Genomic DNA, 21347 nt, shown 5'->3' with positions numbered 1-21347 from the left:
GTATGTCCCTTCACCAAAACTATCGGGTAAAGTTACGCTGTAATAAATGGTCGTGCAAGTACTGAGCGAGGGATTAATCAGTACGATTAAGTTAGAGGCTTAGCAAGTTTAGTATTTGCCTGAGAATTCTCTCTCAGGTGTAACTTCCAAGCCAAAGTAAACAACAAAGCGTACATACAACTCCCACCAATGATAACTCCTTGCCAGTGATACTGTTGCCAACAAAACAGCAGAACAAAGCCGCCTAAACTGCCACCGACATAGTAGTGAACTAAATAGAGAGCTCCAGCACTGGTTTTTTGTTGTTTAGCTTGCTGGTTTACCCATGCATAGGCTAAGGAATGGGTGAAAAAGCCTCCAAAGCTTATCAGCAATAGTCCGGCTACAATCATCAATATACTTGAAGAACTCGCGGTCAGCATTCCTAGTAGTCCGAATGTCCCCCCGAGCATCATCCCTAGAACTGGGCTGCGGTGTTTGGACCAATAACCGCTGTATGAAGAGCTTAGAGTGCCGGCGAGGTAACACAAAAAAAATAGTGAGCTGATGGAGGAGTCTAAATTGAACGGCGCGTGCGCGAGACGAAAGACCACGACAGAGTACAGGTTGACAAAGAGGGCGAAATTTAGGCCTCCAATTAACATACCAAACCAGACTGTGTTGTCGTTAATGTGGTAGCGCACACCTCGATTGAGGTGCTGCAAGCTAATCCCCTGGGCTTTAAAGTTGTGTTGATTGGGGAGTAGCAAATATACAGCGATTGCTCCGACTAAACTTAGCGAAACTAGAGTGATGATTGTAGCCTGCCAACCGAGATGTTGATTAATCACGCCTCCAAGCACGCGGCCGCTTATTCCTCCTAGAGAATTGGCCGCAATGTAAAACCCCATCGCGCTTGCAAACCTGGGACTTGAAAGCTCTTCAACAAGATAAGCAACTGCCACCCCCGCAAAAGCAGCTAGGGCGATCCCCAACAGGCCACGAACTAAGACTAGGCTTTCGAAACTAGTGCAAAAAAGCATAACAAAACTAGTGGCTGGGATTAAGAATAGGCTGCTTATGATAATTGGCTTTCTACCGCATTTATCGGAATAAACCGCCCATGGGACGAGGCTCACAGATAAACCAAGCGTGGTTGCGGCAAATAGCCAATTAACTTTGGTTTCACTAATTTCAAAGTGGAACGACAACTGGGGCAAAATGGCTTGCACACTGTACAGATTACAAAACACAATAAATGAGCCAAGGCAAAGAGCAATGGTAATTCTAAGGCTGCGGTGAGAGTCGTCGCTTGGCATTCTATTTGCGGCTATTTCTGAACTAGATATGAGCAGTTTAGCAAGCTTGATTGTATAGAAAAAATATATTGTTATTATGGGTTCTATATAAAATTTATATAGCTACGTAATGACTCTAAAACAACTCCAGCATTTTCTCGCAGTACAACGCCACGCTAGTTTCACTTTAGCTGCGCGTGAGCAGAGTATTGCACAGCCTGCTTTAAGCATCTCGATAAAAAACCTCGAACGGCAACTTGGGGTAAAGCTGTTTTTGCGTCACGACCGAAACGTAATCCTTAGCGATGAAGGAAAAGTGCTGTTTAGTTACGCAGCAAATATTGTGCAACAACTGGAAGATGCTCAACTAGCCATGTCGGAGCTTAAAGGCCTGGTTAAGGGTGAGGTGCGGCTGGGTACTCCAAGCATGATGGGGTCATACTTTTTTCCAGATATAATTATGGCCTTTAAACAACGCTACCCAAAATTAAAGCTAACTGTCGTAGATGCTGGTACCCAATCGATTCGCGAAATGCTGCTTAGTGCGGAGCTTGATGTAGGGGTTATTCTTAACCAGAACGTGCCCCCAGCTTTAGAAACACAATTGTTGCTTAGTTCACAGATGGTTGCAGTGTTTAGCCCACAGCATCCATTAGCTAAGCAAGCCCTTGTCAATTTTGAGCAGTTCTTTGAAAATGATTTGGTGATGTTTAAGCCGGGCTATTTTCATCGGGATTTTATCGACGCCGCTTGCGAGGCGCACAATTTAAGCGCTCGTTTCGCATTTGAAACTAATCTATTGACCATGATCCTTAAAATAGTGGGTCAGAACTTTGCCACGACAGCCTTGCTCGAAATTGTGACCCAAAATGAAGACTCGGTAGTTGGGGTTCCTTTTAACCCGGCGGTGCATTTAGATTTAGCTTTGGCTTGGCGCAAAGAGGGTTACTTGTCTATCGCTGAACGTTGTTTTATTGATTTTGTGAATGAGTATATGAATAGTAGGGGGGATACGAGCTTATAATTTAACCTCAACGCGTAATATTTTTGCATTTTCTCCCTTCATCTATTGTTCCTATAACTGTCATATAAGCGTCAACTTCAAGCTTCACTCTTAAACCATAGACCTAATTTAGTGTACTCGGAGCATCGCTATGCGGGACTTGATTGTGAATTTGGATTACGCGTTTTCAGCCCGTTGCCTGCAGCATCGATTTAATCGGCATGTTGCATACGTTTCAAAGTGGATCTCTCATGCTGGCGATGGCTATCTATACGTATTGCTTGTCGTACTTACTTATTGCTACGCCGATCGAGGCGTGGAATTCATAGTCTTAGCAAGCAAGTCATTTGTTGTTGAGCTTGGTCTTTATTTGAGTCTCAAGCAACTCTTTCGACGTGACCGCCCTAAACAACTCCCGGTATTCATTAAGCCCAGTGACCGTTTTAGTTTTCCTTCGGGACATAGTGCTGGCGCATTCGTAATGGCCGCCTGTGTGGATGAAGTTTTTCCTGCGTTTAGTGTGCTTGCATTTACATGCTCAAGTTTGATTGCTTGTTCTCGAGTCTTACTTGGGGTGCATTTTATTAGTGATGTAATAGCTGGCGCGTTGCTGGGTCTTTGCGTCGTCTGGATGGTGGTATGAGTATGCGCGTTTTATATGGGGTACAAGGCACTGGAAATGGACACATAACCCGTGCAAGGTTATTAGTTAAAGCCTTAAAGGAACTTAATATAGAAGTCGATGTGCTGATGACCGGTCGGCGTGGATGCAAACCGATCATTGAAGAGTTTGGGGACTTCGATTTTAAACGTGGCTTAAGTTTCGCAAGTCATGCCGGTAAAGTTAGTAGCTGGCGTACAGCTCAAGATTTTCGTCTTCAGCAATGGATAAAAGATAGTCAGTCGCTCAATTTGGAACGCTACGACTTACTGATCAACGACTTTGAGCCTTTATCTGCCTGGGTAGCAAAACAGGCAGGACTACCAAGTATTGCTATTTCACACCAAGCTGCGTTGTTAAAGTCGATCCCGAATGCGCATATGAACCCACTACGTCGAAGTCTTGTTAAGAATTTTGCGCCATGTAAGCAACTCATGGGATTACATTGGTATCATTTTGATCAGGAAATACTGCCTCCAATCATAGCCCATAGTCTTATTGAACAGACTCAAAACTTCTATCTGGTGTACCTTCCTTTTGAAGATCTAAGCCAAATAACACGGCTGCTAAAACGTTTCAGCCATACTCGTTTTCGGTGCTTCCATCCCCAAATAAAACAAGTTCAACGAATCGGCAATATTGACCTTGAACCTATTTGCCGTGAAAGATTTCCGTTGGCTTTGGCGCAGTGTAGCGGTGTATTTTGTAATTCAGGCTTCGAACTACCCTCGGAAGCGATGGCAAGCGGCAAGAAGTTATTAGTTAAACCGCTTCAAGGTCAGTTTGAGCAGCAAAGCAATGCCGCAACTTTACTTAACCTAGGTTTAGCGAGTGTCTGTGAGCAACTCAATACTCAACATCTTGCCAATTGGTTACATGAAGACCTGCAAGAGTCGGTGGTGTTTCCAAATGTGGCTAATGCGATCGCCGATTGGATACAAGCTGGAAAGTGGGATGATTGGAGTGACTTGCGCCAGCAGCTGTGGTCTCAGGTCAGTTATCCCAGCTCAGTGATGCTTCGTATCGCGGAATTGGATCAAAGCCGACCAGCAGAAACTCCACTATGGTCTAAACTGAAGTTGAAGCGGGCAAGCTAAGGCATTGCTCTGAGCTTTTGTGGGCTAAGAAAGGAAAACGAATGCGCTTTATCAACGAGAACAACGAGCAAATCGAAATCGCGAATGATATGACTTTAGCCGAGTTGTATGACATGGGGGTTAGTATTTCATTAAGTGAAGAAAACGATCCTGAGCAGCAAATCTGGCTGACCGAAGAGCATGGTGTATTGTCTCAAAACTAAGTCATGAGTCAGCAGTACTTGCCGGCCTTGGTGAGTACTGCTAATTCAAACCCATTCTACGCAATACCATTCTAAAGCTATTCCTAAGACTTGCCGCGCTCTCGACTTTTTGAGTTTTTATTGCCATTTAAGCGTAGACGTAGACTATCTTTCCACGGTAAAGTTTAACTTCAGGCAAAGCTCATTGCGTTTATAGGCTTGAGAATTTGCACACAACATAAAAACTGCTTTTTATCGACTCTTCTCGAGCGTTAGATTGCACTATAAGAAGAAAGCCTGGAGGCTTAACAATGGAGAAGTTATCCGGCGCCGAAATGGTCGTTCGCAGCCTGCAAGACCAAGGGGTAAAACATATCTTTGGATATCCCGGCGGGTCTGTATTAGACATTTATGACGCACTCTTTGACAACAGCGATATCGAGCATATCCTAGTTCGTCACGAACAAGCCGCCGTGCATATGGCGGATGGCTATGCCCGATCAACTGGTGAAGTTGGCACAGTGTTGGTTACATCTGGGCCCGGAGCGACCAATACCATTACTGGTATTGCCACAGCATATATGGACTCCATTCCCTTGGTGGTTTTATCTGGACAAGTCCCAACCGGCTTGATTGGACAAGATGCGTTTCAAGAAACTGACATGATTGGGGTTTCTCGTCCGGTCGTGAAACATAGTTTTCTATGTAAAACCGCTTCTGAGATCCCGCTTGCTATCAAAAAAGCCTATTACATCGCTTCAACGGGGCGACCAGGCCCGGTAGTCATTGATTTACCTAAAGATACTCAAAATCCTTTACTGAAGTTTCCTTACGAATACCCAGAGTCGGTTGAGATGCGTTCTTACCATCCGACCCTGACTGGTCATAAAGGACAGATTAAGAAAGCGGTTAAAGCACTTACTAGTGCCGAACGTCCTGTACTGTACGTTGGTGGGGGAGCGATTACATCAGATGCCGATACCTTAATCGCCGATTTAGTCGCACAATACAATCTACCGGTAACCTGTACATTGATGGGTCTAGGCGCTTTCCCAAGTACTGACGCTCGAAGCTTAGGCATGTTAGGTATGCATGGTACTTATCAAGCGAATATGGCGATGCATAATGCCGATCTTATTTTCGCTGTAGGGGCGAGATTTGATGATCGCGTTACTAATAATATTGCCAAGTTTTGTCCTAACGCTACGGTCATGCACATTGATATCGATCCAACCTCGATTTCAAAAACCATACAAGCGGACATCCCTATTGTTGGGGATGTGAGTTCAGTGCTGCGTCAAATGTTAGCTTTTATCGAAGAAAGTAGTGCACAAGCACAGCAAGTTGAGCTTGATAATTGGTGGCAACAAATTTCTGCTTGGCGAGAGCGTAAATGCCTCGACTATGCACGCAGTGAAACGCAGATTAAACCGCAACAAGTGATCGAGTCTATGTATCGCGTGACTGGTGGTGATGCATTTGTTACGTCTGACGTTGGGCAACATCAAATGTTTGCCGCGCTTTACTATCCCTTCGATAAGCCGCGCCGTTGGATTAACTCCGGTGGTCTTGGAACAATGGGCTTTGGATTCCCAGCTGCGATGGGAGTGCGTCTTGCGCATCCTGATGCACAAGTTGCCTGTGTAACTGGTGATGGTTCAATTCAAATGAACATCCAAGAGTTATCGACTTGTTTACAATACAATATCCCGCTAGTGATCGTTTCGTTGAACAACCGATCGCTGGGTATGGTTAAGCAATGGCAAAAAATGTTCTACGGAGGCAGACAGTCCCATTCTTACATGGACTCGGTACCTGACTTTGTAAAACTTGCCGAAGCTTACGGACATGTCGGGATTGCTGTCGAACATCCAGATCAACTTGATGCAGCAATGGAGAAAGCATTTTCGATGAAAGACCGCTTGGTGTTTATGGACATACTAGTTGACCCCGAAGAACATGTTTATCCAATGCATATTAAAACTGAGTCGATGAAAGACATGTGGTTAAGTAAAACGGAGCGTACCTAATGCGACGGATCATATCAGTACTACTCGAAAACGAATCGGGAGCATTGTCCAGGGTCACTGGCTTATTTTCCCAGCGTGGGTTTAACATTGAAACTCTTACTGTATCGGCTACCGAAGATCCGACGCTTTCTCGAATGACAATTACCTCCTATGGTGATGATCGTGTTATTGAACAGATCATTAAGCAGTTAAACAAACTGGTTGATGTATTGAAAGTTTCGGAACTTACTGAGGCGGCGCATGTTGAGCGTGAAATCATGTTGGTTAAGGTTCGCGCCTCAGGTTCTCAACGTGAAGAAGTAATGCGTTGTTCTGAGATTTTTCGAGGACAAGTTGTTGATGTTAGTGCGCACACCTATGTGGTACAGCTCAGCGGTGATAGTGCAAAGCTCGATGCATTTATTAGTACCGTACAGCAAAGTACAGAAATATTAGAAGTTGTTCGAAGTGGCGTCTGTGGCGTAAGCCGTGGTGAACGAACCCTTAGGGCATAGTTAGCCAAATCTTATAAATAGAGCCAGGTCATAGACCTGGTTTTTTTTGTTTACAAATGACGAAAATAATCGCAACGCTAGTACGCAAAAGCATTCAACAAGCTATTAATGCTGTCTGTATAGCTGGCTCAAACGCTAGAACTTATCTGCGCGATTGGTATTAATGTTAATAGCAGTTAGAATGTTAAGAGAACCAAAGGATTGGTCTTATGTTCTTGACGTTTTAAATGTTCGCGAGGGATTTTTAGCCCATACTTATTTTTGTAGTTTTAGCTAAAGGATTAGCCTAACTTGAGGTTTTCCAATCAGGTCATTTTGTTTATTTCCTCTTGTGTGATCATTGCCGTGTGCTTGGTCTTACTTGGCGGAGCTTTGACCTTTCGCCAGCTCACCTATAACCAGCAACAACATAAACTCTCGACGGTTGTTTCATTACTTGATGAGCAGCTGGACCTCCAACCTGATACACCAGCATTTGCTCAGTGGCTTCCTAATTGGCTGCGGGCTCACGATATTATCCGACTTGATGTCGCTAACTCCGGCGGGTCCTTGTACTCGTTCCGTAATCTAGATTACAAAGGATTAGAATCTGTACTCGTGGACTATAGCTATCCAATGCCAAAGCACCCTGGTTTCAATTTAAAGATAAGGGTCGAAAAACCGTTTCGCCTACTTCGATACGACTGGCAGGCAATGTGGGGGATTGCAATGGGTCTGATTATTATCACCTTGGGGATGTGGGCGAGTATTGTTTGGCTGCGCAAGCAGCTACGTGGCGCAGAATTACTACAGGCGCGCGGAAACAAAATATTAGCTGGATATAGCAGCAGTGTGCGACAAGGTGACCCTCGAGAATGGCCTAATGCGGCTTCCAAGGCGTTCGACCGCTTATTGTTACAAATTCAGGACTATAGTTTGGAGCGTAGCCGCTTCGATAGACTCATACGTCACAATGCCTTTATCGATGAGTTAACTCAGCTCTCAAATCGAACCCATTTCTATAATCAACTTGAAGCCGAAATCCGCGATACAGATATTAATTCTGGAGCTGTTCTGTTGATTTACCTTAAGGGTATGGATGACATTAATTACGAGCATGCGCGTAGTCAAGGCGATGTGGTACTTCAGCAAGTTGCTAATATGATGCGTAAACACAGCGAACGCTATATCGATGCAAGTTTAGCGCGTCTAAGTGGTGATACTTTTGCAATTTTGCTCAGCAATACCAACGCTAAAGACGCAGAATCAGTGGCTTCATCGTTATTGCGTCAGCTTGAACGTATCCCTTTGCCGGAGAAGGCAGAGCAGGATGACTTTTATTACATAGGTATTGTCGCTTATCATTATGGCGACCATCCAGGTCGAATCCTGGATCGAGCCGACGAAGCAGTTCGCGTTGCGCAAATGCAAGGTAACAATGCGTGGTACATCGAAGAACAAAGTTTAGATCTTGCCAACGCCGGCCGCGGTTCTGTTCGTTGGAGAACGATGTTACAAGGTGTTCTCGAACAAGAAACCTTACAGTTTTATAAGCAAGCAGTAGTCGACCAAGATGCAAAAACAGTTTGTTATGAGTTGTTAGCTCGTATCACTGAAAGCGATGGCAACGAGCTGACTGCTGGAAGTTTCATTCCTTGGGTTGATAAGTCTGGCTTAAGCCTGCCTATGGATCGTTTAAGTTTAAAAGTTGGTCTTGAGCAAGCGACCAAAAAACGTGAGCAAATAGCAATCAACTTGCGAGCTAGTTCACTCATTGAGCCAGAAATCATGCGAGCGTTGTTACGCTGGCGCATGAAAGCTTCTTCTGCAGTGCGTAAGCGTCTGATTATTGAACTGCAAGAAGATCAAATTGCTCAGCTCAACGACACCCAAATGATAAGACTGAGAGCTCTTAATAAAAACGGTATTCAAATTGCGGTTGATAGAGCTGGGCAAAAGGTAGTTAGTACTCGTTATATCAATGAGTTGCAGTTAAGCTACCTTAAGTTACATCCAAGCTTGGTCCGAGATATTCAATTGCGGCAAGTTAATCGACTAGCGGTGAGTTCCTTGGTCGCTAGCTGTAATCAACGGGCTCCTGTTGTTGCAGTTGCCGTTGAGCGCGAAGAAGAATGGCGGGTATTAAAACGTCTTGGAGTGTCGTGGGGGCAAGGTTTCTTGTTTGGAAAGCCTAAACCTATGGATTAGCTCAAAAAATTATAAAATTTTTCGAGTAATATACCCATTTGCCTTAGTTGTCGCTTAAACTAACGCGTTGCCTCATATAATTACAGTAAGCGGGAAGCTAACGTTCAATGAAATTTCCTTTTCTCGGTGGTAAAAACAGCAAACCCCATTGTGCTATTTACTTAAAAAGTGATCGGGTGGTGTTGGCATATAAGAAAGCCGACGAAGAGCACCTCATAGAACAGAGCGTGAATTCGATGAAAGATTGGCAGCCTGCTTGCCAAGATCTTATTCAAGACGCAGACCTCAGTAATCACTCGGTACTCATTATTCTAAGTAGTGAACACTATCAATTGATTCAAATTGAAAAACCAGAAGTACCCGAGGAGGAGCTGGGTAGCGCATTACCTTGGGCAGTTAAAGACATGCTGGCAGAGGACCCCGGCTTTTATGTACTTGATTATTATCACTGTGTGACTGCAAACAATACGCCGCAACGTATTAACGTGGTTGCTGTTCTTCGCTCATTGGTTGTGAACTTAGTAGCTATGTTTGAAGAGTTATCGTTAAGTTTAAGTGCGATTAGTTGTGAAAACGTAGTGCTTGGGAATCTACTCGCTAAAGATGACAAAACTAGGCTGTTATTGTGGCAAACGGCGCATAGCGAGTTGGAGATCTTGGTTGTTTGTAACACTGATATTGTGTTTCAGAGGCAATTACGTGGTTATTCTAATTTGTCGAGTATGCAAGAGATTGAGTTTAATAACGAAATGTTTGACAACTTAAGCTTAGAATTACAACGTTCAATTGACTATCTGCGCTCGACGCTTAAGCAGTCTGCAGTAAGCAACATCGAAGTTGCGATATCTAGTGCCTATGTAGATTCTATTTGTACTCGGTTGCAAGACAACTTTTCTATCCCGGTTAAATCCGTGAGTTATGAACTCGAAGCCAGCTCTACATATAAGCTTGAGAGCAAAAAGTTTTGTCGTTTAGCCGCAATTGCCGGTCTGCGTGAGGAGCTATAGTGATGAAAACGCGGATTAACCTGTATCTAGACGAATTTAAACCCAAGACTCAACCGGTTTCTTTAGGACAAACAGTCTTGCTCTGGGTATTGCTTTTAGTCGTACTAGTATCAATGACTTGGCTTAATAGTTTAGAGACGAAATCACTTGATCAGCAAACGCTTCTCGTGAGAGAAAACTTAGCCAACGAACAGGGCATCCAAAAAGAGCTGCAAGTTCAAGTAGCTAAACGCAGAATTGACCCAGACTTAGAATTACAGGTTGAGCAGTTAAGCGCAGACCTAGCCCTGAAACAAGAGCTTAGCAAACGATTAAGCGGTAACAGCTTTGCCAATGGCGGTTTTTCTGAGCTTATGCAAGAACTAGCCGATATAGACGAACCGCAGCTATGGCTAAACGCGATTGATATTCGCGGACAAGCATTACAGCTTCGAGGCTTAACTCTCTCAGCAGATATAGTGCCGCGTTGGATTGGACGCTTTTCTCAGCATCCTAGCCTTGGGAACAAAAGTTTTCATTCGATGCTTATTGAACGCGACCAAGAGCAAACTGACCTACTGCACTTTCAACTCTCAAGTGAGCTTGAATTGGACGAGTTAAATGTAGCTCCAACATTCGAGGAGCTAAACTAGATGAAAACGCATTGGGATAAGTTGAATAAACGTTTTAGTTTACTGAGTCTACGAGAGCGCATACTGATTCTGTTTGCAGGCTTGGTGGTGATTGGATTTCCTTATTACACTTTATTTTGGGAACCACAGCAACTTGAACAAGATCAACAAGTTAAGAATAAAGGACAATTGGAATCGCAGCTTAGGGCTGTCCAAGCGAGCAACCTAGAGCTAGCTCAGAGTTTGAAGACAGACCCTAATATTGCCCTACGAGAGCAGTTACAAGTACTGTTAGTCCGCAAAGAGAGCATTGATGCTCGACTGGATGAACAACAGTTAGGCTTGATCCCGGTTGAGCGTATGGCTGCTGTTTTGGAAAGCATGCTACTAGATAGTGAAGGCGTACAATTAAATCGAATGCAGTCTCTAAAACCAAGCCCAATATTGGAATCTGGATCTGAGCAGGCACAATCAAGTTTCTATCGACATGGTTTGCGAATAGAGCTGCAAGGAGATTATTTCTCTCTCTTACGCTATTTGGAGCGCTTGGAATCACAGGAACAACGTTTCCTTTGGGGGAGCCTTGAATTCGAAATCATTGAGCACCCAAATGCGCAACTTGTCATAGAGCTATATACGCTGAGCTCAGCTAAGGAGTTTGTTAGTGGCTAGAATACTAATCCTAATGTACTTATGTTCCCCGTTAGCGTGGGCAATTAGCGATCCAACCGCACCCCCAGGTGCAAGTGAAAAAGCCCAAACCGAAACTCAGGTTGCTGTTAAGAAAGCTAGGGTTCCACGATTAAACGCGATCTTTTTCAACTCATCTCAGCCTGGAGCTGTGATTGACCAACAGTTTATTCAGCTTGGTGGCAGCATTAAGGGCTATAAACTGGTTTCTCTTAAAGCCGACTATGTAACACTTTCACGCTCAGGTAAGCATTACACTCTGCGAATGAGCAATCCATCGATTATCAAGGTAGTTCCGTAACATTATGAAAAAAATAACTAAATTCACTTTCATGTGCGGTCTGTTGCTTGCTTTGCAGGCTTGTCAAAATCTACCTAAGCCCGATAGGCCTGACCCAACAGAGTCCAAGAACGCAATAGATGAAGGCTTGGCTGTTGCGACCGAAGCGGCAATTCCGAGTGCGCCGCAGATCCCTCTAGAAGTTCAGTCTGAGTTATTACCAGAGTTAAACTTAGGCGCTAATGCTCCTCCTGTGGAGCGCCGATTTGATGTTAATGCTCGTGATATTGATGCGGGTGCATTTTTCAAAGCCTTAGTCGTAGGTACACCCATTAGTGCTGCAATTCACCCCGAGGTTAGCGGTAAGATTTCGGTATCCCTTAAAGAGGTGACCGTTAAAGAAGCGGTTGATGTGGTGCGTGATATGTACGGCTACGATATTCAACTCCGAGGACGTGTACTACAGGTTTACCCTAGTGGGCTGCGTGTTGAAACATTTCCGCTTAATTATTTGATGCTACAACGTAATGGTTATACTCGCACGTCGATAAGTTCCGGCGGTATAACCTCTAGCGAAAATAACAATTCGAGCTCAAGCGGTAACTACAACTCAAATAACAGCTCAAATAATAATTCGTCAAATTCGAATAATAACTCGTCGAATGGTAATTCATCGAATAGCTCCTCATATAACGGGACCCGAATTGAATCCTTGGTTGAAACCAATTACTGGATTGAGCTTGAAAACAACTTGCGTGGCATGATTGGTTTAAATGAAATTCGCCCAGGCGAAGCAGCGCAGCGCAGTACTACCGATGATGGTCGTATGGTTGTTGTCAGCCCCCAATCAGGTCTCGTCACCATACGTGCTTATCCAAACGAAATCAGAATCATTAAAGATTATTTGGAACGTGCTGAAAATCAATTGCAACGTCAAGTACTGCTAGAGGCTCGTATAATAGAAGTCTCGCTGAGTGATAGCTATCAACAAGGTATTGACTGGTCTGGCTTAAGTGCCAGTGCCGGTGGAACCCAAATCATTGGTGACAGCTTATTGCCCGGAGCTGGCGTAGGTGCTAGCAATTTAATTGGCACGGTCATAGGTGGTGGTTCAAACATTACCGTAAGCGATGGTAACTTTACCGCCGTATTAAGCCTGCTCGAAACCCAAGGCGACGTGAACGTGCTGTCTAGTCCTCGAATAACGGCAAGTAACAATCAGAAAGCTGTGATTAAAGTGGGTACTGACCAATATTTTGTAACCGATGTAAGTAATACAACGGTTACCGGAACCAATCCCGTAGTGACCCCAAGTGTTGAACTTACGCCTTTTTTCTCTGGTATTGCTTTGGATGTAACACCGCAAATTAGTGCCAGTGATGAAGTTTTGCTGCATGTACACCCCTCAGTCACAGATGTTAAAGAAGAAACTAAAACCATCAATTTTGGAAATGATAGTAATTTGATATTACCTCTGGCCAAAAGTGATATTCGTGAGTCTGATACGGTAATTAAGGCGAAATCTGGAGACGTAGTCGTCATCGGAGGATTGATGCAAACCAAGAGTATTCAATTAGTCTCCCGTGTTCCATTTATTGGAGCCATTCCCGGATTGGGAGAACTGTTTACAAATCGTTCTAATGAAGTATCAAAAACCGAGCTGGTGATTATGATTCGTCCCATCGTAGTGACTAAAAGTACTTGGTCAGAGGAACTAGAACGGTCCCAGCAAATTTTGCGTGAATGGTACCCAGAGGACTAAGCGTTTTAATGTATCAACAACACTTTGGACTTATACAAGCGCCGTTCGCCTTAACTCCGAACACTGCTTTATACCAAGCTTTGCAACCGCATCAAGAAGCAATTGAAGTTTTGAGAGTGGCGCTTGAGCAAGGTGAAGGTTTTATTAAAGTTACCGGTGAAGTTGGTACTGGCAAGACCTTGTTGTGCCGAAAGTTGTTAAATGAAATGGGCGAGGGCTACCAGTTTGCTTACTTACCTAATCCTACTTTAAAAGCCGAAGAGCTGTACCCTGCACTAGCTGCAGAACTTGAGATTCATGGTCAGGATGAGCAATGCCCCTTGCTTATCGACCGAATTCATCGCTGTTTAATTCAAAAAGCACAGCAATCGATTCGGGTTGTGTTAGTCATTGATGAAGCGCAAGTGTTAAGTGATGAAAGCTTAGAAGCAATACGCCTGCTGGGCAATCTTGAGTCTCAAACTAGCAAATTACTACAAATTGTATTGTTTGCTCAGCCTGAACTGGATAAACGTTTATCAGCGGAGCATTTACGTCAGTTACGTCAACGAATTTCGTTCTCATATAAATTAAGAGCACTCGATCGTGACGAATCGGCGAGCTATCTGCAGCATCGATTGCATTTATGTGGCTATCGAGGCGTCCCTTTATTCTCTGCTAAGGCCTTGCTAGAGCTCATTGCGGCAAGCCGCGGAGTTCCTCGTCTACTCAATATCCTCGCACATAAGTCCTTAATGCTTTGCTACGGACAAGGAAAACGCCAAATTAGTGAACAAATGGTCAAGTTAGCAATTTCAGATACTGAAGATTGCCATACACAATCAAGCTCGGCTATTAGTGCGTGGTGGTTAGTAGCTTTGATTCTATTGCTGAGCTTGGGAGCAGGTTTGTTGTATGAGGGGGTCTTAGCATGAGCGTAATAAATAAAATGCTCAAAGACTTAGAGCAACGCCAAGACCGCATTGATTCTGAAATGGTACCATTAGTTGCAAACACTAAGCCGCGAAACAGAGGTGCCAAACCATTGCTTTTGGTCCTGTGTTTAGCCTTGTGGGCAGCCGCTGGCGCATATTGGTGGCAACAACAGAAGTCGTCATCGGATGTTGCGCCCCAAGACTCAAGTTCCACTACCGGAATAAGCTCGGAAGTCTCCTTACTGGCTAACGCCAATGCTGTACCTTTTACTGACGATATTTCTGCAGCAGCGGCAAGCACAGTTCCAAGTAAAACCAATACGAAACAAGAGACAAAGACGCCAACAAATTCGGCGGTGTTATTAGCCAGCCCATCTTCGAATACTCCAGAAACGGTTGCTGATACCAAGGCTGAGTTACAGTTGAACCAAGCGCCCGACACTTTAGCTTCAACAGCAACCAACGTCGATACGCAAGAGCAACATAAAGAACCGAAACCAAGCGGTAGCACGACTGACAACAACGCGTCCTCGACTCAAACGTATTCGTCTGCTAGTAAAGAGGCCGAAATTGTTCCTCAAGCTATCGTTGTTCCAGCGTTGAAAGATAGCTCTCCTAAGCAAACAGCTACGAAGAATGAAGTGGTTAGAAAGGCTGAGCCTGAACCCGTCCTAACTTCAGAAACGTCCGCTAGCAAGCGGTCAACGCCGGCAAAAAAAGTCGAGATAACAAAGCCAACAGCTAAGGAAATTGCAGCTTCAAGTAGCGCCCAACTTGAAATCAAAGCCCTTGATTTGACGCCCAGTCAATCAGCTGACTTACATACCCGACGCGCTATCGCTGCTAAAGATAAAAACAATTTGGAATCCGCGCGCCGAGAGTATGCCAAAGCATTGCAATTTGATCCCACCCGTCATCAAGTGCGAGAGCAACTTGCTGCCCTGTACTACGGCGCATCGCAGAATGCTGAAGCCATAAGCCTCTTACAAGAAGGTTTGGAACGCTATCCCAATGAGGCTGGACTGCGTTTAATGTTGGCGCGGATCTACACTCAAAATAAAGACACCAGCAGTGCCTATCAATTACTCCGCACCCAGCAACCTGAGGTTAGTGCAAATATCGATTACTACGCAATGCTGGCAGGTTTGGCACAGCAAGCTAAAGACTATCAACAATCTAGAGCCAGTTATAAGCAGTTGATTGCCGTTGACCCTTTGCGTTCACGCTGGTGGATGGGGCTTGGGATTGCAGAGGACCAATTGGCCAACTACCCGCAAGCACTTGTCGACTACAAGCGCGCTGTAGAATTGGGTCAATTATCAAGTAGCTCTTTGGCCTACCTCGAATCTAGAATTCAGCAGTTGGAGCAATAACATGGCACAACCTCGTTTACGAATGCGCCTAGGCGACTTACTTGTTAGTGAAAACGTTATTACCGAACAACAACTTAGTAGCGCGCTAAGTTCGCAGCGAAACACGGGAAGCAAACTAGGTGCGGCTCTAATTGATCTTAAGTTTATTGGAGAAACACAGTTACTACAGTTTTTGTCTCAGCAGCTAGGGCTTGCTTTCATCGATTTAAGTCAAGTATCGGTGGATCAAAATGCAGTTCTAAAGCTGAGTGAAGTCCATGCGCGGCGACTGCGCGCGATTGTGGTTCATGACGATGGAGACAAGTTAACCGTAGCCTTGTCCGACCCAGCAGACTTGTCGGCGATGGACACCTTGGCCTCTTTGCTCGCACCTCGGACAATAGAGTTCGCGGTAGTGCGCGATGCCCAACTAGTCGACGCCTTTGACCGTTTTTATCGTCGAACCCAAGAAATCGTAAACTTTGCACAAGAGCTGCAAGAAGAATATAGCAGTGGCCAAGATTTTGACTTAGGTATGGCAACCGCTGAAGATGCGACCGGCGACACGACCGTGGTTAAATTACTGCAATCTGTTTTTGAAGATGCAGTACAAGTTGGCGCTTCGGATATTCATATTGAACCTGACCAAAAAGCACTGCGGATCCGGCAACGGGTTGATGGAGTACTCCAAGAAAGCATACTCAACGAAGTCCAAATTGCTTCAGCCTTGGTGCTGCGCTTAAAGCTGATGGCTGGTTTAGATATCTCGGAAAAACGATTACCGCAAGATGGGCGATTTAGTATTACTGTACGCGGCCACAATATTGATATTCGTCTGTCGACAATGCCGATTCAAAATGGAGAATCGGTAGTGATGCGTTTGCTTGACCAAAGTGCTGGTTTACTCTCATTAGAACAAACCGGTATGCCCGATGATATTCGCGAGCGTTTTCGCCGACAAATCCATCGACCGCATGGCATGATTGTGGTTACTGGACCGACGGGTAGTGGTAAAACGACCAGTTTGTACTCGGCACTTAGCGAGCTGAACAAGCCCCAAACCAAAATCATTACGGTTGAGGACCCTGTGGAATATCGGATCCCTCGGGTTAACCAAGTGCAAGTGAATACAAAAATTGGTCTTGGTTTTTCTCAAGTATTGCGCACCTCTCTTCGACAAGATCCAGATATATTGCTAGTAGGCGAAATGCGCGACCAAGAAACCGTTGAGATTGGACTGCGCGGTGCTTTAACTGGGCACTTGGTCTTAACTACCTTGCACACCAATGACGCGATTACTTCAGCCTTGCGATTAATGGATATGGGAGCTGCGGGTTATTTAGTGGCGAGTTCATTACGAGCTATTTTGGCCCAGCGGCTGATAAGGCGTTTGTGTGAGACCTGTAAACATGAGCATCCACTTGATGTGGAACAAAAAGTTTGGTTAGAGCACCTAGCTTTAGAAAGCTTGGATAGTAGTGATTTTTATTCGAGTAAAGGCTGCCAAAGCTGCAATTACACCGGCTATAAAGGACGAGTTGGTGTATTTGAATTACTCGAACTCAACGAACCAATGATGGAAGCTTTGCGACAAGATAACCCTGATGCCTTTGCAGTACGGGCACGAGAGAACTCAGGGTATAGACCTCTGTCTCTGGTCGCGTTGGATTATGCTAAGCAGGGTATTACTAGTATTAGCGAAGTACTGCGGTTAGTTGAAGAAATAGATATGAGTTCCCAGCTAGACCGAAAAGGTGAGTACTAGCTATGCCTCTTTATCGCTATAGCGCCCGTGACCAAAGTGGAAAGCTGGTGTCCGGAGAAATGGAACAGGGCAGCGAAAATCTAGTTGCTGATAACTTGGTGCGTCGCAATCTTATCCCTATATCTATCACGATGGGCAGTTCTAAAACCGAAAGTAATATCGACTTCAAAGAACTATTGCAACGCCGTGTCAGCATCGAAGAAATGGTGGTGTTTTCGCGACAAATGTACTCACTAGCAAAAGCCGGGATCCCGATTATGCGAGCGGTGGGAGGTTTGGCTGAATCAACCAGTAATGAGAGGCTTAAAAAGGCCTTAGATCAAATATTTGAAGGCTTAAGTAGCGGTCGGACCTTGTCTGCATCGATGGCTGAACACCCAAAAGTTTTCAGCCAATTGTTTGTTAGTATTGTGCATGTAGGTGAAAATACAGGTCGATTAGAGCAATCTTTTCTGCAGTTATCTCAATACCTTGAGCTAGAAATGGATACACGAAAGCGGATTAAAACCGCAATGCGTTACCCAAGCTTTGTGGTTTTATCTATTGTTGCTGCTTTGGTGATATTAAATATATTTGTAATCCCTAAATTTGCTGATATCTTTGGCCGGTTCAATGCTGAACTACCACTAGCTACTCGAATTTTAATTGGTACATCTAATTTCTTTGTTCATTATTGGCCCTTATTGCTGATCCTTATCGTGGTTTCATTTATCGGATTTAATTGGTGGTTGCGCCAAGAGAAAGGCCGATTAACGTGGGATAGGTTCCGAATTAAAATGCCTATTGTGGGCAGTGTAATTGAGCGCGCGCTATTGGCCCGCTTTTCGCGTAGTTTTTCGATGATGCTCGCCGCTGGTGTGCCGCTCAACCAAGCTTTGTCTTTAGTAGCAAGCGCTGTTGATAACAGCTACATGGCTAAACATATTGTAGAAATGCGCCATGGTATTGAACGTGGTGAGAGCTTGCTGAGAACTGCAACGAGTAGTGAGCTGTTTACGCCCTTGGTATTACAAATGGTAGCGGTCGGTGAAGAAACAGGTCAAATTGAAGAGTTGCTCAATGAGGTTGCCGACTTTTATGAGCGCGAGGTAGATTACGACCTTAAGACATTGACTGCTAGGATAGAACCGATATTGATTGCGGTTGTGGCTGGCATGGTTTTGATATTGGCCTTGGGTATTTTTACGCCAATGTGGGACATGATGCGAGCGGTGAGGGGGTGACCTCAGATGAGGTCAGTGAGCAAGGACTTAAGCTAAATCGATTTATGGCCTATGTGGTATTGATTTTGCTTATGGTGCTTATGTTGCTACGAGCAGTTATGGGGGTTTGGCCGCAAGCTGAGCAACAATTGGCCACAGAGACTCGAAATGCTTGGGTTAATCAACTCAGTATGTTGCGTGGGCGATGGCTGTATGAATCTAAACCAAAAGAATTAGCCCTTAGTTTTCAAGGGGGTATGTCGGCATTATCATTCAGTGATTTGGGCTGGCCGATAGTTTCAAGTAAATCTGATTGCACGCAGCTGTGGCAAATCATTTTTGACCGTAGTGACATTGAGTTTAACAATTTATTGGCGCAGGTGGATAAAGTGCCATCACAGAAAAGTTGTCAGTATCGATTTTCTGACGCATGGGTTTTTTATTATGACGCAAGCGTTGGTCGAGTTTGGTGGCAAGACGATGGACGCGTCGAATTTTAGATATAGGTAAAAAATGAAATCTCAAAAACAAAAAGGTTTTTCTCTTATCGAGTTAGTGATCGTAATCATTATCTTAGGTATTTTAGCGGCAACTGCATTACCACGCTTCCTCGATGTGACGGATGAAGCCAAAGTTGCAAGTCTCGAAGGTGTCGCTGGTGGATTTGCGACGGCCGTTACTTTGGTGCGCTCTCAGTGGGAAGCCGAAGGCCGTCCGCAAACAAGTGAAAAGAACACGGTTCAATATGATACGGATACGATTTACTTAGGCACCCCGACTACTGCCAATGCCTATTCACCCGGTTATCCTGTTTCAGTGTCAACACAGAATGCTGATGCCTTAAGTATCAGTGCTGCCCAATGTTTAGAAGTTTGGGACAGTATTTTCCAAAGTCCTTCGCCTGCCACAACTAGCAGTGACGCCGCTGTTATTGCTAAGGCCAAATATGTGGTGCGCGCTAACGCACAAACCGCGCCACAATGCATTTTTTATCAGGTCGTTGGTCTGGACAAAGACGGTAGTGGCGCATACGTGCCTCCAGCAGCGAATGACACAAGTAAGTATCACAATTTTACATACACCCCTAGTACTGGGCGTGTACTAACAAATATTATCGACTAAGTAGGAAACGACATGGGCACGATTTCAAAAGCTAAAGGTTTTACGTTAATCGAGTTGGTCATTGTGATCATTATTTTGGGCATTTTGGCGGTTACAGCGGCGCCTAAATTTATCAATCTACAAAAAGATGCTCGAATTTCAACACTGCAAGGTTTAGAAGGCGCAATTAAAGGCGGTGCCAGCTTGGTATATTCGAAAGCTGCAATTGCAGGCAAAGAAACCGGCACATCATCGGTAGCTATAGGTACCGGAACAGTGAACATTGTTAGTGGGTATCCCGATTCTGCTAACTTTGCAGCAGACCTAGGCAACTGGTTAGACATTAGTGCTACTAGTAGTGCTACCGCAACTGATGCCGACTGGTATGTGAATGACAACGAAATTAGTCCCGCGGGCTACGCAAATGGTTCAACATGTAAAGCGGTATATAGCCAATCAACTGGTGACGGTGAGTCGCCAACGGTAGCGATAGTTTCAGACGGCTGTTAGTTAGCCTAATATCTTTGTGAGGAAGTAATAATGAGAAAATCAAATGGTTTTACCCTTATTGAATTGGTCATTGTAATCATTATCTTAGGAATATTAGCGGTAACGGCTGCACCTAAATTTATTAATCTACAATCTGATGCGCGAGAATCGACGCTCAAAGGTCTAGAAGCTGCCGTTAAAGGTGGTGCAAACTTGGTTTATTCTAAGGCTGCGATTCAGGGGCAAGAATCTGTTGATGGTTCTAGCAAAAACGTTGATGTTAGTGGCGATGGAGCTGCTGATGTAACAGCTAAATTTGGTTATCCATCAGAGTCATCATTTAACGACAATACAGAATTAGCGCTATGGCTTGATGCAACTATTAGCGGTGCTATCGGTACTACAGGTGATTGGGAACGAGTTCCAAGTGAAACCCAATTAAAACCAGCAGGTTTTTCCGGGGCAGATTGTTACTTTGAATATGAAGAAGCGACTTCGATCGCTGCTCCAACCTACACCGTTGAAGCCGATGGCTGTTAATCATGTAAAGCATTACTTAAAGAGCCGCATTCAATGTTAAGCTATTGGACTTACAGGGCTTATCCGCTGTAGTTCAATGAATTCGGCAGCACACAACTAATTACAATATAGCTTATTTTGGCAGCACATATTGGTAGGAAAAAAATGAAAAGAACTAGCGGTTTTACGTTAATAGAATTAGTAATTGTCATCATAATATTGGGTATCTTAGCTGTTACAGCTGCACCTAAGTTCATCGACTTACAATCGGATGCGCGCGAGTCAACCCTTAAAGGGCTCGAGGCGGCAGTGAAAGGCGGTGCTAACTTGGTGTATTCCAAATCTGCGCTTCAAGGTTTGGAATCTTCTAGTTCAGCTCAAGATACTGATGTTGATGGCACCAATGTGAAAACCATTTTCGGTTATCCTGCGAATGAGTCCTTTAACAGCACAGCGGTTGTAAACTGGGTGGATATGTCGATCAGCACAGCCAGCGATACAGGTGATTGGGAATTTGTTACCGAAGGGGCTGATGGGACTGAAGGCGTTGTAAAACCAGCTGGTTTTTCCGGTACAGGTTGCACATTAACCTACAAAGAAGCGACGTCTGGAAGTTTGGCAACGGTTGAATTGGACGTGAGCCAGTGTTAGCCAACTAACTACCTGAGTTACAACATTTTAGGTATACTAAAAGCCGCATTCGTGCGGCTTTTTGCTAGAAGGA

At 44.5% G+C, this 21347-nt stretch carries 22 protein-coding genes; 21 read left to right on the top strand and 1 reads right to left on the bottom strand.

The features are described from left to right. Positions 1 to 86: 86 nt before the first annotated feature. Positions 87 to 1298 carry an MFS transporter gene (locus tag DBZ36_RS01685; RefSeq protein WP_120353192.1) on the bottom strand — a complete coding sequence of 404 codons (1212 nt, stop codon included), beginning with the start codon at positions 1296 to 1298 and terminating at the stop codon, positions 87 to 89. A gap of 109 nt (positions 1299 to 1407) precedes the next feature. Between DBZ36_RS01685 and DBZ36_RS01680 the strand changes: the two genes are divergently transcribed. From DBZ36_RS01680 to DBZ36_RS20750, 21 genes are all read left to right on the top strand, one after another. After that, complete coding sequence (locus tag DBZ36_RS01680; RefSeq protein ID WP_120353191.1) at positions 1408 to 2301, top strand: LysR family transcriptional regulator; 894 nt, start codon at positions 1408 to 1410, stop codon at positions 2299 to 2301. 130 nt (positions 2302 to 2431) lie between these two features. After that, positions 2432 to 2923, top strand: a complete 492-nt coding sequence (locus DBZ36_RS01675; protein ID WP_120353190.1) for a phosphatase PAP2 family protein — start codon at positions 2432 to 2434, stop codon at positions 2921 to 2923. Next, on the top strand, positions 2920 to 4038 hold the full coding sequence (locus DBZ36_RS01670) for an MJ1255/VC2487 family glycosyltransferase (protein WP_199711754.1): 1119 nt from the start codon (positions 2920 to 2922) through the stop codon (positions 4036 to 4038). Before DBZ36_RS01675 ends, DBZ36_RS01670 begins: the two co-directional genes overlap by 4 nt. 41 nt (positions 4039 to 4079) lie before the next feature. Continuing rightward, a complete protein-coding gene (locus tag DBZ36_RS20580; protein ID WP_199711753.1) occupies positions 4080 to 4241 on the top strand; it encodes a hypothetical protein in 162 nt (53 codons plus the stop codon). A gap of 290 nt (positions 4242 to 4531) precedes the next feature. After that, positions 4532 to 6250: an acetolactate synthase 3 large subunit gene (locus DBZ36_RS01665; protein ID WP_120353189.1), complete on the top strand. Its 1719-nt coding sequence runs from the start codon at positions 4532 to 4534 to the stop codon at positions 6248 to 6250. Further along, entirely contained in the window at positions 6250 to 6744 is a 495-nt protein-coding gene (gene ilvN / locus DBZ36_RS01660) for an acetolactate synthase small subunit (protein WP_120353188.1), read from the top strand. The genes DBZ36_RS01665 and ilvN overlap by 1 nt, the downstream gene beginning before the upstream one ends. A gap of 291 nt (positions 6745 to 7035) precedes the next feature. After that, a complete protein-coding gene (locus DBZ36_RS01655; protein ID WP_120353187.1) occupies positions 7036 to 8931 on the top strand; it encodes an EAL domain-containing protein in 1896 nt (631 codons plus the stop codon). Positions 8932 to 9038: 107 nt separating this feature from the next. Continuing rightward, on the top strand, positions 9039 to 9938 hold the full coding sequence (locus DBZ36_RS01650; protein WP_120353186.1) for a hypothetical protein: 900 nt from the start codon (positions 9039 to 9041) through the stop codon (positions 9936 to 9938). A gap of 2 nt (positions 9939 to 9940) precedes the next feature. Further along, the gene (locus DBZ36_RS01645; protein ID WP_120353185.1) at positions 9941 to 10570 is read left to right on the top strand and encodes a PilN domain-containing protein; all 630 of its coding nucleotides are present in this window, start codon (positions 9941 to 9943) and stop codon (positions 10568 to 10570) included. Continuing rightward, a complete protein-coding gene (gene gspM / locus DBZ36_RS01640) occupies positions 10571 to 11221 on the top strand; it encodes a type II secretion system protein GspM (RefSeq protein WP_120353184.1) in 651 nt (216 codons plus the stop codon). Beyond that, the gene (locus tag DBZ36_RS01635) at positions 11214 to 11540 is read left to right on the top strand and encodes a hypothetical protein (RefSeq protein ID WP_147394982.1); all 327 of its coding nucleotides are present in this window, start codon (positions 11214 to 11216) and stop codon (positions 11538 to 11540) included. The genes gspM and DBZ36_RS01635 overlap by 8 nt, the downstream gene beginning before the upstream one ends. A 4-nt stretch (positions 11541 to 11544) precedes the next feature. Then, on the top strand, positions 11545 to 13281 hold the full coding sequence (mshL, locus tag DBZ36_RS01630) for a pilus (MSHA type) biogenesis protein MshL (RefSeq protein WP_199711752.1): 1737 nt from the start codon (positions 11545 to 11547) through the stop codon (positions 13279 to 13281). Positions 13282 to 13289: 8 nt separating this feature from the next. Then, on the top strand, positions 13290 to 14195 hold the full coding sequence (locus DBZ36_RS01625; protein ID WP_120353182.1) for an ExeA family protein: 906 nt from the start codon (positions 13290 to 13292) through the stop codon (positions 14193 to 14195). Beyond that, complete coding sequence (locus DBZ36_RS01620; RefSeq protein ID WP_120353181.1) at positions 14192 to 15568, top strand: tetratricopeptide repeat protein; 1377 nt, start codon at positions 14192 to 14194, stop codon at positions 15566 to 15568. The genes DBZ36_RS01625 and DBZ36_RS01620 overlap by 4 nt, the downstream gene beginning before the upstream one ends. Position 15569: 1 nt before the next feature. Then, on the top strand, positions 15570 to 17312 hold the full coding sequence (locus tag DBZ36_RS01615; protein ID WP_120353180.1) for a GspE/PulE family protein: 1743 nt from the start codon (positions 15570 to 15572) through the stop codon (positions 17310 to 17312). A gap of 2 nt (positions 17313 to 17314) precedes the next feature. Further along, positions 17315 to 18535 carry a type II secretion system F family protein gene (locus DBZ36_RS01610; RefSeq protein WP_120353179.1) on the top strand — a complete coding sequence of 407 codons (1221 nt, stop codon included), beginning with the start codon at positions 17315 to 17317 and terminating at the stop codon, positions 18533 to 18535. Beyond that, on the top strand, positions 18532 to 19014 hold the full coding sequence (locus DBZ36_RS01605) for a hypothetical protein (RefSeq protein WP_120353178.1): 483 nt from the start codon (positions 18532 to 18534) through the stop codon (positions 19012 to 19014). The genes DBZ36_RS01610 and DBZ36_RS01605 overlap by 4 nt, the downstream gene beginning before the upstream one ends. A 13-nt stretch (positions 19015 to 19027) precedes the next feature. After that, on the top strand, positions 19028 to 19636 hold the full coding sequence (locus tag DBZ36_RS01600; protein ID WP_120353177.1) for a prepilin-type N-terminal cleavage/methylation domain-containing protein: 609 nt from the start codon (positions 19028 to 19030) through the stop codon (positions 19634 to 19636). A 12-nt stretch (positions 19637 to 19648) separates the two neighbouring features. Continuing rightward, positions 19649 to 20125 (top strand): prepilin-type N-terminal cleavage/methylation domain-containing protein, encoded by a 477-nt coding sequence (locus DBZ36_RS20755; protein WP_199711751.1) that lies wholly within the window; start codon positions 19649 to 19651, stop codon positions 20123 to 20125. 30 nt (positions 20126 to 20155) lie between these two features. Continuing rightward, on the top strand, positions 20156 to 20644 hold the full coding sequence (locus DBZ36_RS01590; protein WP_120353176.1) for a prepilin-type N-terminal cleavage/methylation domain-containing protein: 489 nt from the start codon (positions 20156 to 20158) through the stop codon (positions 20642 to 20644). Positions 20645 to 20788: 144 nt separating this feature from the next. Continuing rightward, a complete protein-coding gene (locus DBZ36_RS20750; RefSeq protein ID WP_120353175.1) occupies positions 20789 to 21274 on the top strand; it encodes a prepilin-type N-terminal cleavage/methylation domain-containing protein in 486 nt (161 codons plus the stop codon). The last annotated feature ends 73 nt before the right edge of the window (positions 21275 to 21347 follow it).

The sequence above is a fragment of the Alginatibacterium sediminis genome, from assembly GCF_003610775.1.
Classification (GTDB): Bacteria; Pseudomonadota; Gammaproteobacteria; order Enterobacterales; family Celerinatantimonadaceae; genus Alginatibacterium; species Alginatibacterium sediminis.
The sequence above is the reverse complement of the archived record's forward strand: the minus strand, read 5'-3'. Positions and strand labels throughout refer to the sequence as shown.

Bases quoted from the DNA above. Each gene is read 5' to 3' on its own strand.
- DBZ36_RS01685 (WP_120353192.1), bottom strand. From the start codon at position 1,298: ATGCCAAGCGACGACTCTCACCGCAGCCTTAGAATTACCATTGCTCTT.
- DBZ36_RS01680 (WP_120353191.1), top strand. From the start codon at position 1,408: ATGACTCTAAAACAACTCCAGCATTTTCTCGCAGTACAACGCCACGCT.
- DBZ36_RS01675 (WP_120353190.1), top strand. From the start codon at position 2,432: ATGCGGGACTTGATTGTGAATTTGGATTACGCGTTTTCAGCCCGTTGC.
- DBZ36_RS01670 (WP_199711754.1), top strand. From the start codon at position 2,920: ATGAGTATGCGCGTTTTATATGGGGTACAAGGCACTGGAAATGGACAC.
- DBZ36_RS20580 (WP_199711753.1), top strand. From the start codon at position 4,080: ATGCGCTTTATCAACGAGAACAACGAGCAAATCGAAATCGCGAATGAT.
- DBZ36_RS01665 (WP_120353189.1), top strand. From the start codon at position 4,532: ATGGAGAAGTTATCCGGCGCCGAAATGGTCGTTCGCAGCCTGCAAGAC.
- ilvN (WP_120353188.1), top strand. From the start codon at position 6,250: ATGCGACGGATCATATCAGTACTACTCGAAAACGAATCGGGAGCATTG.
- DBZ36_RS01650 (WP_120353186.1), top strand. From the start codon at position 9,039: ATGAAATTTCCTTTTCTCGGTGGTAAAAACAGCAAACCCCATTGTGCT.
- DBZ36_RS01645 (WP_120353185.1), top strand. From the start codon at position 9,941: ATGAAAACGCGGATTAACCTGTATCTAGACGAATTTAAACCCAAGACT.
- gspM (WP_120353184.1), top strand. From the start codon at position 10,571: ATGAAAACGCATTGGGATAAGTTGAATAAACGTTTTAGTTTACTGAGT.
- mshL (WP_199711752.1), top strand. From the start codon at position 11,545: ATGAAAAAAATAACTAAATTCACTTTCATGTGCGGTCTGTTGCTTGCT.
- DBZ36_RS01625 (WP_120353182.1), top strand. From the start codon at position 13,290: ATGTATCAACAACACTTTGGACTTATACAAGCGCCGTTCGCCTTAACT.
- DBZ36_RS01620 (WP_120353181.1), top strand. From the start codon at position 14,192: ATGAGCGTAATAAATAAAATGCTCAAAGACTTAGAGCAACGCCAAGAC.
- DBZ36_RS01615 (WP_120353180.1), top strand. From the start codon at position 15,570: ATGGCACAACCTCGTTTACGAATGCGCCTAGGCGACTTACTTGTTAGT.
- DBZ36_RS01610 (WP_120353179.1), top strand. From the start codon at position 17,315: ATGCCTCTTTATCGCTATAGCGCCCGTGACCAAAGTGGAAAGCTGGTG.
- DBZ36_RS01600 (WP_120353177.1), top strand. From the start codon at position 19,028: ATGAAATCTCAAAAACAAAAAGGTTTTTCTCTTATCGAGTTAGTGATC.
- DBZ36_RS20755 (WP_199711751.1), top strand. From the start codon at position 19,649: ATGGGCACGATTTCAAAAGCTAAAGGTTTTACGTTAATCGAGTTGGTC.
- DBZ36_RS01590 (WP_120353176.1), top strand. From the start codon at position 20,156: ATGAGAAAATCAAATGGTTTTACCCTTATTGAATTGGTCATTGTAATC.
- DBZ36_RS20750 (WP_120353175.1), top strand. From the start codon at position 20,789: ATGAAAAGAACTAGCGGTTTTACGTTAATAGAATTAGTAATTGTCATC.